General features: G+C 47.5%; 20 protein-coding genes and 1 pseudogene. 17 read left to right on the plus strand and 4 right to left on the minus strand.

What is annotated here, in order from left to right; genetic code table 11:
• Window positions 1–17: 17 nt before the first annotated feature.
• From RS881_RS28610 to RS881_RS28690, 17 genes and pseudogenes are all read left to right on the plus strand, one after another.
• Window positions 18–779, plus strand: a complete 762-nt coding sequence (locus tag RS881_RS28610; RefSeq protein WP_315824240.1) for a TonB-dependent receptor plug domain-containing protein — start codon at window positions 18–20, stop codon at window positions 777–779.
• Window positions 776–1,129 (plus strand): hypothetical protein, encoded by a 354-nt coding sequence (locus RS881_RS28615; protein WP_315824241.1) that lies wholly within the window; start codon window positions 776–778, stop codon window positions 1,127–1,129. Before RS881_RS28610 ends, RS881_RS28615 begins: the two co-directional genes overlap by 4 nt.
• A 137-nt stretch (window positions 1,130–1,266) precedes the next feature.
• Window positions 1,267–1,548 carry a hypothetical protein gene (locus RS881_RS28620; RefSeq protein ID WP_315824242.1) on the plus strand — a complete coding sequence of 94 codons (282 nt, stop codon included), beginning with the start codon at window positions 1,267–1,269 and terminating at the stop codon, window positions 1,546–1,548.
• Entirely contained in the window at window positions 1,545–3,119 is a 1,575-nt protein-coding gene (locus tag RS881_RS28625) for a SusC/RagA family TonB-linked outer membrane protein (protein ID WP_315824644.1), read from the plus strand. The genes RS881_RS28620 and RS881_RS28625 overlap by 4 nt, the downstream gene beginning before the upstream one ends.
• Window positions 3,120–3,141: 22 nt before the next feature.
• Entirely contained in the window at window positions 3,142–4,725 is a 1,584-nt protein-coding gene (locus tag RS881_RS28630; RefSeq protein ID WP_315824243.1) for a RagB/SusD family nutrient uptake outer membrane protein, read from the plus strand.
• Window positions 4,726–5,045: 320 nt separating this feature from the next.
• Window positions 5,046–5,372, plus strand: a complete 327-nt coding sequence (locus RS881_RS60090; protein WP_350340187.1) for a hypothetical protein — start codon at window positions 5,046–5,048, stop codon at window positions 5,370–5,372.
• Window positions 5,315–5,881, plus strand: a complete 567-nt coding sequence (locus RS881_RS28640) for a hypothetical protein (RefSeq protein ID WP_315824245.1) — start codon at window positions 5,315–5,317, stop codon at window positions 5,879–5,881. The genes RS881_RS60090 and RS881_RS28640 overlap by 58 nt, the downstream gene beginning before the upstream one ends.
• A gap of 129 nt (window positions 5,882–6,010) precedes the next feature.
• Complete coding sequence (locus tag RS881_RS28645) at window positions 6,011–7,138, plus strand: glycoside hydrolase family 26 protein (protein WP_315824246.1); 1,128 nt, start codon at window positions 6,011–6,013, stop codon at window positions 7,136–7,138.
• 13 nt (window positions 7,139–7,151) lie between these two features.
• Window positions 7,152–7,313 carry a hypothetical protein gene (locus RS881_RS28650; RefSeq protein ID WP_315824247.1) on the plus strand — a complete coding sequence of 54 codons (162 nt, stop codon included), beginning with the start codon at window positions 7,152–7,154 and terminating at the stop codon, window positions 7,311–7,313.
• A gap of 66 nt (window positions 7,314–7,379) precedes the next feature.
• Window positions 7,380–8,726 carry a sodium:solute symporter family transporter gene (locus RS881_RS28655; RefSeq protein ID WP_315824248.1) on the plus strand — a complete coding sequence of 449 codons (1,347 nt, stop codon included), beginning with the start codon at window positions 7,380–7,382 and terminating at the stop codon, window positions 8,724–8,726.
• A 35-nt stretch (window positions 8,727–8,761) separates the two neighbouring features.
• Window positions 8,762–8,911 carry a hypothetical protein gene (locus RS881_RS28660; protein WP_315824249.1) on the plus strand — a complete coding sequence of 50 codons (150 nt, stop codon included), beginning with the start codon at window positions 8,762–8,764 and terminating at the stop codon, window positions 8,909–8,911.
• Between the two features lie 151 nt (window positions 8,912–9,062).
• A complete protein-coding gene (locus tag RS881_RS28665; RefSeq protein WP_315824250.1) occupies window positions 9,063–9,386 on the plus strand; it encodes a hypothetical protein in 324 nt (107 codons plus the stop codon).
• 32 nt (window positions 9,387–9,418) lie between these two features.
• Window positions 9,419–10,089, plus strand: a pseudogene (locus tag RS881_RS28670) (glycoside hydrolase family 130 protein); the annotation flags it as partial.
• Window positions 10,090–10,110: 21 nt separating this feature from the next.
• The gene (locus tag RS881_RS28675) at window positions 10,111–10,305 is read left to right on the plus strand and encodes a hypothetical protein (protein ID WP_315825064.1); all 195 of its coding nucleotides are present in this window, start codon (window positions 10,111–10,113) and stop codon (window positions 10,303–10,305) included.
• 132 nt (window positions 10,306–10,437) lie between these two features.
• Entirely contained in the window at window positions 10,438–10,767 is a 330-nt protein-coding gene (locus RS881_RS28680; protein WP_315824251.1) for an AGE family epimerase/isomerase, read from the plus strand.
• Window positions 10,764–11,279: an AGE family epimerase/isomerase gene (locus tag RS881_RS28685; protein ID WP_315824645.1), complete on the plus strand. Its 516-nt coding sequence runs from the start codon at window positions 10,764–10,766 to the stop codon at window positions 11,277–11,279. The genes RS881_RS28680 and RS881_RS28685 overlap by 4 nt, the downstream gene beginning before the upstream one ends.
• A complete protein-coding gene (locus RS881_RS28690; RefSeq protein ID WP_315824252.1) occupies window positions 11,240–11,686 on the plus strand; it encodes an AGE family epimerase/isomerase in 447 nt (148 codons plus the stop codon). Before RS881_RS28685 ends, RS881_RS28690 begins: the two co-directional genes overlap by 40 nt.
• A gap of 240 nt (window positions 11,687–11,926) precedes the next feature.
• Here RS881_RS28690 and RS881_RS28695 read toward each other — a convergent pair whose 3' ends face one another.
• The 4 genes from RS881_RS28695 to RS881_RS28710 all read right to left on the minus strand — a co-directional run bounded on the left by RS881_RS28695 (window position 11,927) and on the right by RS881_RS28710 (window position 14,897).
• The gene (locus RS881_RS28695; RefSeq protein ID WP_315824253.1) at window positions 11,927–12,808 is read right to left on the minus strand and encodes a T9SS type A sorting domain-containing protein; all 882 of its coding nucleotides are present in this window, start codon (window positions 12,806–12,808) and stop codon (window positions 11,927–11,929) included.
• Window positions 12,805–12,963, minus strand: a complete 159-nt coding sequence (locus RS881_RS28700; RefSeq protein WP_315824254.1) for a hypothetical protein — start codon at window positions 12,961–12,963, stop codon at window positions 12,805–12,807. Before RS881_RS28700 ends, RS881_RS28695 begins: the two co-directional genes overlap by 4 nt.
• 29 nt (window positions 12,964–12,992) lie before the next feature.
• Window positions 12,993–14,198, minus strand: coding sequence for a right-handed parallel beta-helix repeat-containing protein (locus RS881_RS28705; protein ID WP_315824255.1), 1,206 nt, complete (start codon window positions 14,196–14,198; stop codon window positions 12,993–12,995).
• Window positions 14,199–14,558: 360 nt separating this feature from the next.
• Window positions 14,559–14,897: a DUF4339 domain-containing protein gene (locus RS881_RS28710; protein ID WP_315824256.1), complete on the minus strand. Its 339-nt coding sequence runs from the start codon at window positions 14,895–14,897 to the stop codon at window positions 14,559–14,561.
• Window positions 14,898–15,360: the final 463 nt, after the last annotated feature.

The following is a 15,360-nucleotide window of genomic DNA, read 5'->3' on the forward strand; positions in this document are numbered from 1 at the left end:
CGCCTTCTCCTTCTCTTTTGCACAGCAAAAACCATAACCGGTATCATTTCCGATCAAAACGGTGCCCCCTCGTCAACGCTACCATACGCGTCAAAGGAGAGAAAATAACAGCCACCACCGATGCCAATGGCGCTTTCAAAATACCTGTTCCTGCCAATGCCAAAACCCTGGTAGTTTCTTATGTAGGCATGGATCCACAGGAGATATCCATCGAAGGCAAAACCAATGTACTGGCTACCTTACAAGTAACCGATAACAGACTGAATGAAGTAGTCGTGATTGGTTACGGTACCGCCAAGCGCGCCAACGTAACCTCCTCCATTTCCTCTGTTACCGAACGGGACCTGAAAAACATTCCCGTGGCCGGCGCCGACCAGGCCATCCAGGGTAAGGTAGCAGGTGTAACCGTGAGTAGCAATGGCGGCCAGCCTGGTGGTGGCGTATCCGTTAGAGTAAGGGGTATTACCAGCGTTAATGGCAACGACCCATTGTATGTAATAGATGGCGTGCCTATGGGTGGCACCATCAGCAGCCTTGAACAAAATGTATTGGGCGGCGGCTCAGGCCAAACCGGACAAAGTGTACTCGCCAGCCTGAACCCTTCCGATATTGCTTCTATCGACATCCTCAAAGATGCCTCTGCACAAGCCATCTATGGTTCCCGCGCCGCCAATGGCGTGGTATTGATCAATACCAAACGGGGTAAGGCAGGCGAAGGAAAAATTGCTTACGATACTTATTATGGCTGGCAATCCATTCCTAAAAACTGCCCATCATGAACCTGCAGGAATATGGCGGTTACCTCAATTCCCTCGTCAACGAAGTAAGAGCTGCCGGCGATGGAATGGACAGTACCGGCGAATTCAAGAACCCCGCTTTACTCGGCGGCGGTACTGATTGGCAGGATGCCATTTTCAGAACAGGCCTCATCCAAAACCACCAGCTATCTTTTTCCGGTGGCCAGGGCAAAACCAATTACTATTTTTCAGGCAACTATTATAACCAAACCGGTATCATCATCGGCTCTGAATTCAAACGCTATTCCCTGCGTTTCAACCTCGATCAACAGGTGAAAACCTGGCTGCGCGCAGGCGTAAGTGCCAACCTGTCCCGTAGCGACCAAAAATAGCCCTCACCGATGGATTTGATGCCGTAACCGGCGTAGTACTCTACAATAGCCCCGCTGCGCCCATCCGCACTTTCGATGGCAATTATGCCACCACTACTTCCATTGGTGGTATTACCTTTGGCAATCCCCGCAATCCTGTGGCCCTGGCGGAAATGCGCGATGTACGCACCATTCAGTCCAAAGCCTTTGGTAGCCTCTATGCCGATCTCTCCATTCTCAAAGGACTTACTTTCAGAAATGAAGTAAACTACGATTTCAACCTTAGCAGCAGCAAGGCGTATCAACCCTTTGTACAAAATGAGGCTTCTAAAGAGATTATCCTTAGCCCCAGCCACCTGCGTGAAGAAAGAGGTAATAGCTATTACTGGGCGGTAAAAGTTACCTCACCTACAACAACAACTTCGGCAAACATGCTATAAACGCTACAGGCGGTCATGAAGCACAATATTCCAAATGGGATAATATACAGGCCTACAGAACCAACCTCACCCTCAACCTGCCTTCCCTGGCCGCTGGTGCGGGTGGTAATGGTTCGGGTGAGCAGATTGGCGCCGGAACGGGCGAGTGGAGCATGGAGTCTTATTTTGCCCGGTTGAATTATACCTACGATGAAAAATATGCCTTGAGTGCTTCCATACGCCGCGATGCCTCCTCTGCATTTGGTGAAAATAACCGCGTTGGGTATTTCCCCGCAGCATCCGTTTCCTGGACAGCCAGCAATGAAGCCTTTATGCAAAACATCAAATGGCTCAATTACCTGAAATTAAGGGCCGGCGCCGGTGCCGTAGGCAACCAAAACGTGGCCGCTAATTCCTATACCACCAATATCCGCCTCCTTACCGAAGGCCCCTTTGGTCCCGGTGGCATTCCGCGCAACGTAGGCAATCCCGACCTGGGCTGGGAATCCGTCATCACCTACAATGCCGGTATCGATGCCTCCTTATTCAACAGGCGCGTTGACCTTACCATCGACCTCTATAAAAAAGTAACCACCGATATGTTACTCGCCACCCAATTGGGCGATTTCTCCGGCCTGGGCGAACAAACCAATCCCAATAACTGGAATGATATCTGGACACCCATTGCCAATGATGGCGAAATGACCAATACCGGTATCGATATCTCCCTCACCACCTATAACATTCAAACCAAGGCACTCACCTGGAAAACGACGGTTACATTCAGCCATTATAAAAATATCCTCAATCGCCTCAATACCCCCGATGCCGCCATTACCGGCAGGGTAAAAACCGATTACTCAGGCAACGACCCCGTAGTAACCCTTACCAAACAAGGACTGCCTGTAGGCGCTTTCTATGGTTTTGTAACCAATGGCTTGTTCCGCTCCATGGACCAGTTGAACAATGGTACCACCTGGGGCCTGCCCGTGGGCATGAAAACCTATTGGCTGGGTGATGTGATGTACAAAGACCTGGATGGCAATAAAGTGATCGATGATAAAGATGTAGCGTTCATTGGTAACCCAAACCCCAAATTCACATTCGGGTTCAATAATTCCGTTTCTTATAAAAACTTCGACCTGGGCGTATTCCTGTATGGAAGTGTGGGCGCCAAAATATTCAATATCGTACGCCGCCATACCGAGGGGTTGACCAATGCTTACAATAACCAGTCGAAAGACGTGCTCAACAGGTATACCGCCACTAACCCCAATGGTGCTTTGCCACGCTTTAATCCCTGGCACAATAACAACTTCCGCATCTCCGATCGCTTTGTGGAAGATGGTTCCTTCCTAAGGATACAAACCCTTACCCTGGGTTATAACCTGCCTAAAAACCTGATCAGTAAAGCTAAACTGACCAATGCCCGCCTATATGTATCAGCACAGAATATCTATACATTTACCGGCTACTCCGGCTATGATCCCGACCTCGGTTCCCTGAATAACAACGTCACCCGCATGAATATTGATGACGGGCATTATCCCAATCCACGTACCATTACCATCGGTGCAAACATTGAATTCTAATAGCCATTTAAAGCTCAACACCATGCAATTAAAACTCATCATATCATTACTTTTTGCCGGTTGCCTTGCCACCTCCTGCAAAAAAACTTTTCTGGAACATCCTTCTGAAACCAGCCCTACCCTCGATAATTATTACAACAATGCCACCGAAGTAAATGGCGCCACCGGTATCCTGTACAACTCCGTATGGGGCGACTGGTTCGATAAAGCCTTTATTGATGTAGGCGATGTAATGGGAGGGACCCTGTATACCAGGGATGACAATTATAAAACCTTCTACAATTTCAACGTACAAAGTACCGACGGATTGGTGGGCGCCACCTGGAAATCTTGTTACAAAGCCGCCGGTAATGCTGCCGTACTGGTAAAGACCTTTGAACAAAAAGCTGCCAAAGCAGGCGCTGCAGCCTACCTCACACAAGGCATAGCCGAAGCCAGGTTCATTCGTGGATTTGCCTATTTCTACATTGCCCGTGCCTTTGGAGATGCGCCCATTGTAGAAGATCCTATTTCCCTCACCGCGCCGGGCAAATATGCAGTACCCCGTTACTTCCAGAAAGATGTATTGCGCTTTGCCCTGGAAGACCTCAAATTTGCCGAAGCCAACTTGCCCGGGGATCCTTATCAGCCAGGCCGCGTTACCAAATACTCAGCCAAAGGCCTCATGGCCAAATTGTACCTGTACAATAAGGACTATGACAATGCCAAAGCCAAGGCAAAAGAAGTAATAGATTATGCCACCGCCTCCGGCAAAATTGGACTGATGGACAACTATCAGTACATGTTTACCACTTCCAAAGCCAACAACAACAAAGAATCCCTGTTTGCCCTCCAATGGCAGGCTTCCATGAGTTGGAATGGCGGCAATCCCTACCAACAGTACCTGGGCCCTCAGCCACTGCTGAAACCCAAACCTACTACTGCAGACGGCTACTCCGCCTGCGTTCCTTCCCTCGATATGCTGGACCCCGCCACCGGTTATGCCACGGGTGATAAACGGCGCAACTGGTCTGTGATGCAGCATGGATTTACAAAAGCCGATTGGATCAATGAGAATTTCCCCGCTGGCTTTATGTATGATACCACTACCGCCGCTACCAATGATTTTAAGATAAAAACACCTACCCGCTCCAACGTACAGAAATACATAGTAGGCCCTAAACGTGCCGATGAACCGGTGAATGGACCCCATACCAGCATGTGCACCTATATACTGCGTTATGCCGATGTATTATTGATCTATGCAGAAGCTGTGATCGGCAGCGGCAGTTCCACCGCCGATGGTACAGCACTGGCTGCATTCAATGCTGTGCATACCCGCGCGCAACTAACACCCCTTGCCAATCTTACAAAGGACATCTTACTGCACGAACGTAAAGTAGAATTTGCCTTTGAAGGCGATTACTGGTTCGATATCCAGCGCCAGGGATTTGAAAAAGCAAAGGAAATGATAGCCAAACAGGAGCGGGGCAATTACAACGACAATGGTACCATCAATACCCTGAAAGTAATATTGAGTGCGCCCGGTCAGTTATTCCTGCCCGTTCCCCAATCTGAAACCGTAGAGAACCCAAAACTGAAAGAACCAGCCATTGCCTATTATTAAAAACATTTGTCAGGTTGAGCCTGTCGAAACCGGATTTGGGTGGGTCGCCCTGCGGGCTGCTTTTGTTGCGCGGTAGGGCGGCTCACCCTGAGCAGATGAAACCAACAACCTAACTAACAAATGCTTTAAACTATAAATATGAAACCTCACTTCCTCCACATGCCCAAGGCCTTCCTGCTAGTGGCAGTTAGTACCCTCATCCTGGCCGCCTGTAAAAAGATGCCAATGAAGGGCGGGCCAATCCCAAGGCCGATAAACTGGACCCTGTAAAAGCTTCCGGTGGTACCGTATTAACCTTAACCGGTGCCGACCTGGCCGATATGCGGTCCATCGTGTTTGACAATGGCAATGTGCCGGCAGCTTTCAATCCCGTATTTAATACTTCAAATGCCGTGATCTTCCGGGTGCCCGATACTGCCAATGGCGGTGACCAGAACATCATTTTCACCAATATAGATGGCAGGTCCGTTAAGGTGCCTTTTTCGGTAGTGGCTTTACCTGCTGTAGCAACCGTTTTCCCGGTCGATTTCCAGGCAGGCACTTCCATTACCCTTACCGGGGCAACCTCGAAAGCGTTAGCAAAGTACTGTTGGATGGCACTACCACCGAAGCTACTATCGTATCGAAAGAAAAAAAGAAACTGGTGATCACCATGCCCGCCACTGCCCTCAATACCTGTAAACTGATTATTACCAATGCCTCCGGCACCATGACCACCTCCCAGGTATTGACAAACGTAGACGCGGCCTATGCCATCTTTAAAGATGCATTACATAGCGATTGGGAAGATTGGTCCTGGAGTCTGACCAATACCCCTTCCACTACCGAAAAAATAACCGGCACTGCTTCCATGCAGGCCGCCTATAGTGGCGCCTGGGGAGGTATGCAATTACATGCCAAAGTGAAAGCCGTACTGGCTCCCTATAAATACGTTACCTTTTGGATCAAGGGCGCTGATGTAGAGAAGAAAATGAAGTTTAACTTTAACTGGACCAATGACCAAACCCTTACCATTCCACCCAACGTATGGACCTATTACAAATTCGATCTGGGTATTTTCAAGAATGCAGGGGTGGCAGAATTAGAAACAGTGATCATGCAGATCAATGATGATCCAAAAACATTGTACTTTGATAACATCCTGTTGGTGAAATAAGATAAGGCAAATCCATGCACAAGATCCCTGGCGCCTTTCGGCTCCATCGGAGCCAAAGCTTTGTAGCAAACAAGGATATAATAAACACACGGCCCCGTAGGGGACGAACCGTTTTTCGCAAAACGACGCATGAAGAAAATAAGCGGATGTATAATGGGCCTTGTATTGGCCACCTGCCTGGTTGCACAGGACAAACCAGTTGATCCCCAGGCTACCAAAGAAACCGTTAACCTGTACCGCAACTTGAAAAAGCTGGCCGCTACCGGCATCATGTTTGGTCATCAGGACGATCTGGCCTATGGCGTAGGTTGGAAATACCTACCCGGAAAAAGCGATGTAAAAGAGGTCACAGGCGATTACCCCGCTGTATACGGTTGGGACCTGGGTGGATTGGAAATGGATAACCCCAATAACCTCGATGGCATACCTTTTAAGAAAATGCGGCAATACATACAGGAAGGCTATGAAAGAGGCGGTGTGATCACCATTAGCTGGCATGCCCGAAGTCCCTTGGATAAGGAAAAAGGCGCCTGGGATACTACCCATGGCACCGTAGCAGCTATTTTACCGGGAGGTACCCTGCATGCCCTTTACAAAGAATGGTTGGACAAAGTAGCAGCCTTTCTGCTATCCTTAAAAGGGAAGAAAGGAGAACAGATCCCCGTTCTGTTCCGGCCCTGGCATGAATTAACCGGCAATTGGTTCTGGTGGGGCCGCAATGCCTGTACCGAATTTGAATTCCAAACCCTCTGGCGTTTTACAGTCTATTACCTGCAGCAGGAAAAGAAAGTACACCACCTCCTCTATGTGTACAGCACCAGCGGCGACTTTAAAACAAAAGAAGAGTTCTTACAGCGCTATCCCGATGATGATATGGTTGATATGGTAAGCTTTGATGCATACCAGTATGAAGACCCCCTTACCAATGATTGGTTCCTGAAAAATACACATGCCTTACTGGGTATACTTGATACCGTAGCCCGCGAAAAGAACAAACTCACTGCTTTTTCCGAAACAGGCTACGAGGCCATTCCTTATGCCAACTGGTGGACAGAGGTTTTATTAAAGGCCATTGGCAATCATCAGCTCTCCTACGTATTGGTATGGCGCAATCATGGATTTGCCAGTTGGAACAAGAAGATGCATTATTATGCCCCTTATAAAGGCCAAACCTCTGAAGCTGATTTTATTAAGTTCTATCAATCGGATAAAACTTTATTTGAGAAAGAGGTCGCAAAGAAGAAACTATATGAATGAAGATTGAAAGCGTATGAAACTAACCCTGCTCGACATTGGCATTATCGTAGCCTATCTCACTACCATGGTGGTAATAGGCTGGGTACTTAGAAAAAGGCCCGTACCAATAAAGAAAACTACCTCATGGGCGGTAAAAACTGCCCTGGTATATGCTGGGACTAAGCGATGCGTCTGATATGTTTGATATCAGCGGCACCATGTGGATGGTAGCCCTCTGTTTTGTGTATGGCATGAAAAGCCTTTGGATACCCTGGCTGTGGCCGGTATTCAACCAGGTCTTTATGATGATGTTCCTGTCAAGTGGTTACGCCGGTCAAATGCTACTACCGGTGCCGAATGGCTGGCTACCCGGTTTGGCATTACCGGAAAAGGTGTGCAGGCATCACACAATATCGTAGTGGCTTTTGCTTTACTCAGTTGCTTTGGTTTCCTGGCCTATGGTTTTGTAGGCCTGGGTAAGTTCATCGAGATCTTTGTGCCCTGGGAAATGGTGAAAGATCATATCCCCTTTGCCATCTCTAAAGAATTTGTTCCCCATTTTTATGGCATCATCTTCACCCTCTTTGCCATGTTCTATTCCATACTGGGTGGCATGCACAGCATTGTTTTGGGCGATGTGATCAAATACTGCGTCATGACCGTGGCCTGTATTTCCATTGCCGTAATAGCTATGATCCACTTACATGGAAAAACGCTAGCCGTCCCTGCCGGTTGGGAAAACCCCTTCTTTGGTTGGAAACTCAACCTCAATTGGAGCCAGATAGTACCCGATGCCAATAAGAAGATTGCCGAAGATGGCTTTGGCCTTTTTGGAATATTCTTTATGATGATGCTGTTCAAAGGCATACTCGCCAGCCTCGCAGGCCCTGCACCCAATTATGATATGCAAAAAGTATTGTCCACCCGCTCTCCCCGGGAAGCTACCAAAATGAGCGGCTTTGTATCCATCATCCTGCTGCCCATCCGCTATTCCATGGTCATCGGACTAACCGTTTTGGCTTTATTGTATTATGATCAATTGGACCTTGGCGCCAGTGCCACAGGAACCGACTTTGAAAAAGTATTGCCCGCTACCATCAACACCTTTTTGCCCATGGGTATCCAGGGACTGGTACTTACTGGATTGTTGGGCGCTTTCATGGGCACTTTTTCCGGCACCCTCAATGCCGCTCAGGCTTATATCGTGAATGATATCTACCTGAAATATGTAAATCCCCAGGCTTCCAACAAACGTGTGATGACTATGAATTACCTGGCAGGAATAGGCGTGGTGACAATAGGTGTTGTACTGGGGTTCTTTGCTAAAAACGTAAACAGCGTATTGCAATGGATCGTTGGCGCCTTATATGGTGGTTATATCGCGGCCAATATGCTCAAATGGTATTGGTGGCGTTTCAATGCACATGGTTTCTTCTGGGGCATGACCAGTGGTATTCTAGCTGCATTGGTATTTCCATACCTGTTCAAAGGGCTACCTTTGTACAATTGGCCCTTGCTATTCCTCATATCCCTGGCTGGCTGCATCGCAGGCACTTACACCGCACCAGTCACAGATACGCAAATATTAAAAACTTTTACCGAACCGTAAAACCCTGGGGATTTTGGCAACCTATTCATGTCCTGGTGATCGCAGAAGACCCTTCATTTGTGCCCAATAAGCGTTTTAAACTCGATATGTTCAATGTGGCGCTGGGCATTATTGCACAATGCTGCCTCACCTTGCTACCGATGTACATCGTACTGTGGTTGCAACTCCCCTATTCATTACCATAGCCATATTACTCATCATTGTCCTTATCCTTAAAAAACCTGGTGGGATAAACTGGAAGATTAGTAAGGCCCATTTGCCATTAGCCACTCGCTACCAGCTACGGGTTGTATTCACTCGCAGCTTGTATTAAGAATACGAATTAAATGACAACCGATGTATAAAGGATTTCTTCAAAGATTAGAGCACCTGGAAACTAGTTACGATCAATTGGTCCGTATACCCAATGAAGCCCTGGAATCATCCAATGGTATTTATCAGCGCTACAAAAATGCCGTGCTCACACACCAGCATACCCCCATTTTCTGGCGCTATGACCTTAATTATGATACCAATCCACACCTCATGGAACGTTTTGGCATCAATGCCGTATTCAATGCAGGCGCTATGAAGTGGAATGGGAAATACATCGTGATCGCCAGAGTAGAAGCCGCAGACCGTAAATCTTTTTTGCCGTCGCAGAAAGCGACAATGGAATAGACAATTTCAGGTTTTGGGATTATCCCATCCTCATGCCCGAAACAACCAACCCCGATACCAATATCTATGACATGCGCGTAGTCCAACATGAGGATGGCTGGATCTATGGTATCTTCTGTACCGAAAGAAGAGACCCCAGGGCATCAGATGCCGATCAATCCGCTGCTATTGCCCAATGTGGCATCGCCCGTACCAAAGACCTGGTAAATTGGGTACGCCTGTCCGACCTGAAAACACCCTCTCCCCAACAACGCAATGTTGTATTGCATCCCGAGCTGGTACATGGGCAATATGCTTTTTATACACGCCCCCAGGATGGCTTCATCAACGCAGGCAGTGGCGGTGGTATCGGATTTGGCTTAAGCAAGACCATCGAACAAGCCGAAATAACAGCAGAACTCGTGATCGACCATAAAATGTACCATACCGTCTATGAAGCCAAGAATGGCCTGGGCCCCGAACCCCTCAAAACCAAACATGGCTGGCTGCACATGGCCCACGGTGTAAGAAATACCGCAGCAGGTTTACGCTATGTACTCTACCTGTTCATGACCGATCTCCATGATCTCACCAAAGTCATCTACAAACCTGGTGGTTACTTTATGGCCCCGAAGGAGCCGAAAGAGTAGGAGATGTCTCCAATGTCCTGTTCTGTAACGGTTGGATTGCCGATGAGGATGGTGCCGTATTTATATATTATGCCTCCTCCGATACCCGGTTGCATGTGGCCACTTCTACCATTGAACAACTAACAGACTATGTAATGCATACACCACCCGATGGACTGCGCTCCGCCACCTCTGCCGAAACCTTGGTCCATATTATTGAGGCCAATCAAACTTATCTGGATCAGCAGGGCAGTACCCTGACAGTGGAGAGGGACCGGCCGGTCAAAAAAACGCCTGATAGGATGTATTGATAATCAATACTCACCAAATCCCGTAACTGGGTAGTGAGCACGCCGAACTGATGTAAATCAAATTTTGCGATCCACCGTTTCTTCTCCGTAGTTGTACTTATGGGTTTAACGTTTCATTACTTATATTTACGCATGACAACCCCTGTTATACAGGATGAGCCTGTACGTCAGCAGCTACAATTATTCCGTCGAGAGATTGAAAACGAACTCCAATCCGTCCTGTCCTGGTGGATGAACCATGCCATTGACGTGCAATATGGCGGTTTCTATGGCAGCATCGATCACCATAATTCCATTGATATACTGGCCCCCAAAGGATCCGTGCTGAACAGCCGTATCTTATGGACCTTTGCAGCCGCCTGGAACCATACCCATCACCAACCATACCTTACCATTGCCACCCGGGCTTATGAATACCTCGTCACCCATTTTGCCGATGACGAAATTGGTGGCGTTTTCTGACGGTAGACCATGCCGGCCACCCCTTTGATACCAAAAAGCAGGTATATGGACAGGCTTTTACCCTGTATGCCTTCTGCGAATATTACAAAGCCTGTCGCCACGAAACCGTGAAAGAGCGCGCTATTGAGCTATATACCCTCATTGAGCGTTTTAGCTATGATAAAGACCGCGAAGGCTATTTTGAAGCCTTTGACCGCGAATGGAGGCCACTGAAAGACCTTCGGTTAAGTGCCAAAGATGCCAATGAGAAAAAGTCCATGAACACCCACCTGCATGTACTGGAAGCTTATACCAACCTCTACAGCATTTGGCCCGATGAAGGGTTGCATAGGCAAATCACCCGCCTCATCAATAATTTCCTGGACCATATCATACATCCTATTACCTACCACCAGGTATTATTTTTGATGAACATTGGCATGCCCGCAGTACCATTGTTTCTTTTGGGCATGATATCGAAGCTTCCTGGCTGTTGGCAGAAGCTGCCAATGTTATTTCCGATGGAGAACTGATCCTGCGCGTAAAGAAAGTAACCCTGCAAATGGCCTATGCCGCCGCCCGTGGCCTGGATTACGATGGAGGTATGTGGTATGAGCAGGACAGCGCCACCAATTTATGGGTCAAAGAAAAACATTGGTGGCCACAGGCCGAAGCCCTCGTGGGATTCTTCCATGCCTGGCAGGTTAGCAGCGACCGGACCTTTCTACAACATACCCTCAGTAACTGGGAATTCATCCGCGAAAACATCATTGATCACGAATTTGGTGAATGGCGCTGGGGCGTACTCAATGAAGCATCCGGGACCGATAAGACCGTCATGTCATGGGAAGATAAAGCCGGTCTTTGGAAATGCCCCTACCACAATGGCAGGGCCTGTATGGAACTCCTCAAGCGCATTGACGGGATCGTGAAGTCGTGAATACGCTATACATAACTACTAAAGCGAGAGGCTGATTAAATCGAACAGGATGTTCCATTTAATCAGCCTCTCGCAGTAATCGTGACTTATTCACGACTACCGATTGACGATCCACGACAACTCACAACTTCATCGGGTATGGCGCCCGTAGGATCGGAATGGATCGTTACCACTTGCTCTTACTGACGATCGATGCACAACTGGAGAGCCTCTTCCAATATATTAATATCTGTTAAATCTTTATTGCTTTACAATCTGTTGCCGGTACTTCACCGTTTCTCCACTAAGCTCCAGCGTATAATTACCCTTGGGCAAGCTATTTACATCCGTAATGTTAAAGGTGTTAACACCCGCACCACTCCGGGTAGTGTATTGCTTCACCGTACGGCCTCCCTGGTCATACAACCGGATCTGTAACAGTTCAGCTTTTTCCAGTTGATAGTAAATATTGATATTGCCGGCAAAAGGATTGGGGCCCGCTTTTACTTCCACTTTATCCAGGTTACTCCTAAGCGTCAGTATTTTACTGTACATCGACCTGCCGTCAACGTCTACCTGCTTCAACCGGTAATAATTGATCCCTGCCGATGGGGTAGCATCCGTGAAATCGTATTGGTTGTACACCCCTCCCTTGGGGCTAACCTTGCCAATAGCCGTGAAATCACTGCCTGTAGTGCTTTTCTGTACTTCAAAATAACTATTGTTTTGTTCCTCTGCGGTTGCCCAGCTTAGGAATGATTTACCATCCTTGATCCTTCCTGTAAATGAGGTAAATCGAACCGGCAGGTTGGCCAGGGCCAATACCCCGCCAAATTCAGAAGTACTGCCTGCACCAGTGGCATTCATATAAGCCAGCGCTGTAAACCGTGTACCTGCTGTAACAGGCGGAAGAGAGCTGAGTGGAATACGGAAGCTGAACTTGTTTTCCGTACGCGTACCGCCCGAGCCGGCGCCTTCTATCGTTGCATCGTAGGTGCCTGTAGTAGCTTCCATATCTGTAATCGTACCCAACGTTCCGCCTTCCTGGGCACGCACCACAAAACTTTGCCCCTGGCCAAAGCTCTTAGTGCCAATTAATGGGTTGGGGTGGGGGCCCGCATCGGCCACATAGAATTCGATCACACTATTGGGGCGGCTAAAACCATCAATACCAGGTCACTGCCCTCAATCCGGGCAGAAGTAATGACCGGCGCGTTGAGCAGGTCATTCGCCCCTGCATCTCCATCCCCATCATCATTCACCGTTACACCACTGGTCTCTATGGCACCACCCTGCAAGTCAATGCCCAGCGCACCATTATTATAAATTAAGTTGCCCGAAAATTTATTACCCGTAGTAGCAGTGCCTCCCCTGGAGCCAATACCCGGATACCATTGCCCGCATTATTCACAATAATATTGCGTTCCTCAGTATTGCTAACCGCTGTACCAAAAATATTATCATTGACAGTAAAGGGAGACAAGGAAGCCTGCAGCTCAATACCATTGGTCCCATTGGGGTGGCTGACTGTAAGCCCCGCGTTGGCGCCTATGATATTTCCTTTAACCACATTGCCATTAGAGCCCGACTCATAAGCTGCGCCGAAAAAGCTTTCACTACTGATACGAAGTCCTGCAAAAGTGTTCGACCCGATTATATTTTTTTCCAGTGCATCACTGGTACCATTACCATCTGTACCGATCCTGTTCGTGGAGGCATTGAGCAATAAGATGCCAGTTCCATTTCCAGCCCCGGCATCTGCCAGGTCTACACCCACCGTATTGCCTGCAATGATATTATTGGTTGATATGCCTGCCAGTAAAATACCATTGCGGCCATTGCGCGCGATCGTATTGCCTTCTATAGCGTCTGCCGCACTTCCATCACCATCTGTACCGATCACAACATTGGTACTTCCTACCGTAACCACAATACCATCCCTCGTATGACCCAGGCCAGTACCCGTTCCATTTTTGTTCAACCCAATAATGTTACCGGCAATCACCGAATTGGTGCATCGCCAGTATAGTACCCCATCGCCGTTATTGCCTGAAAGACTGCTACTGCTAGTGATGAGGTTGCCTTCATTGCCATCGTCAACACCATCGTCTTTAATACCTACAATAATGTTATTGGAGGGTGTAAAACTACTTCCCAAATTAACTTCAATGCCTCCGCCCACATTACCCAAGCCCGCATTAAGGCCCGTACTGTCTGTGCCAATATAATTACCCCAGATATGCAGGTTACTCACACTGGCAGGAATTGCCAGCCCCTGGATCCCGTAACCCCGGGCGCCATAAATAGCTAAACCTGCAATCGTAACATTATCTCCTGATATGGTAAAAGCATTCGTATTGGCGCCTGCACCGGTTGCATTGATATTGACCCGGATGACGCGGGTAGCAATAGGTCCCTTCAAAGAACCTGGCTGTGAATAACCATTAATAAATAGCGCTTCACTAATGGTAGGTAGTGCTGTTGTAAGATTAATAACACCAGGCTGGTTGGGATCAAGGTTAAATTCGATCACATCTGCCCCAGGGGTACTATTCGCATCAGTAATAGCTTGTGCCAGCGAGCCGGCCCCACTGCTATTCGTATTCGTAACAGTAAAAGTGGCTGAAAATGCAGGAAAGGTTGAGATAATACAAAAGTGAGGATAGCAAACCGCTTCCGGTTCTTGTAGAGCTTTAACATAGCTTGATTTTTGATGGTTCAGAGATTGAAACGGTTCAACAGGGAAGATGTGGATTCTGTTGAGATAGGATAGTAGACTGGATATTGAGAGCACTAATATAGAAACCTTCCCGGAATAATCATAACATTTTTATACATTAATTCCTATGTAAATTAATATTATGCTGTAAATCAATTGAGTATGGTGGGCGTTTTACCCCATACTGATAGTTATCAATGTTAAAACAACCAATAAGCAGGCGATAAGACAACCTATAAGAAACACCTTGTTCAGGAACCTGGTTTTGATCTTTGAAGTAGCTGGAGGAGGGAGCGTTTTGGAAGAATTACTATTATTGGCATTGGCAACTACGAAAGGAGGAGGACAGGGGGCGGGCAAAATGGCCTGTAATTCAACTACTGATCCCGCTGTTACCCATTCATTCAGTCCCTCATACCATATAGGTGTATCTCGAAGCAAGTGTTGGTGTTTTAATTCAGCATAGCTGAAGGGCCCATATTGGGCGCCATTATACAGGTAATACTTCTTCATAGGGACAACAGGTTAAGGGTAGCGAAACCGGTGCATTGGATTGTTTCGCTTATATACAAACGCAAAATACTGCTGCCTATTATCACTTACAACTCCTGGAGTGCAGAATTATGCCTGTTATTGCTTTTTTTTGATGTGGATCAATTGATCTATACCGGTAGTTCCTGATATTTATTGATGTAAAACAAAAGACCGCCGGCAATAAACCGGACGGTCTTGAACTGAAAGAAAGGCGTGCCTTAATTAATCCTGATCAATTTTTAATAGCTCATCTGTTCTTATTCCTGCCTGCTCATTGCCTTACTGCTTTTCTCCCTCATTGCCTTTTACTTATGCTTTGGGAATAGGTACCTGAGCTACCAGCCTTGCCCGCTCCTTAGAGATCCTTCTGCCCCGGAAAAAAGGTAAAGATTAAAGAACAGGCTTATACCCAGGTAGATGCAGTACCCGCCAATCTTCGTGC

Origin of the sequence: Paraflavitalea speifideaquila, from assembly GCF_032395985.1 — a bacterium.
Classification (GTDB): Bacteria; Bacteroidota; Bacteroidia; order Chitinophagales; family Chitinophagaceae; genus Paraflavitalea; species Paraflavitalea speifideaquila.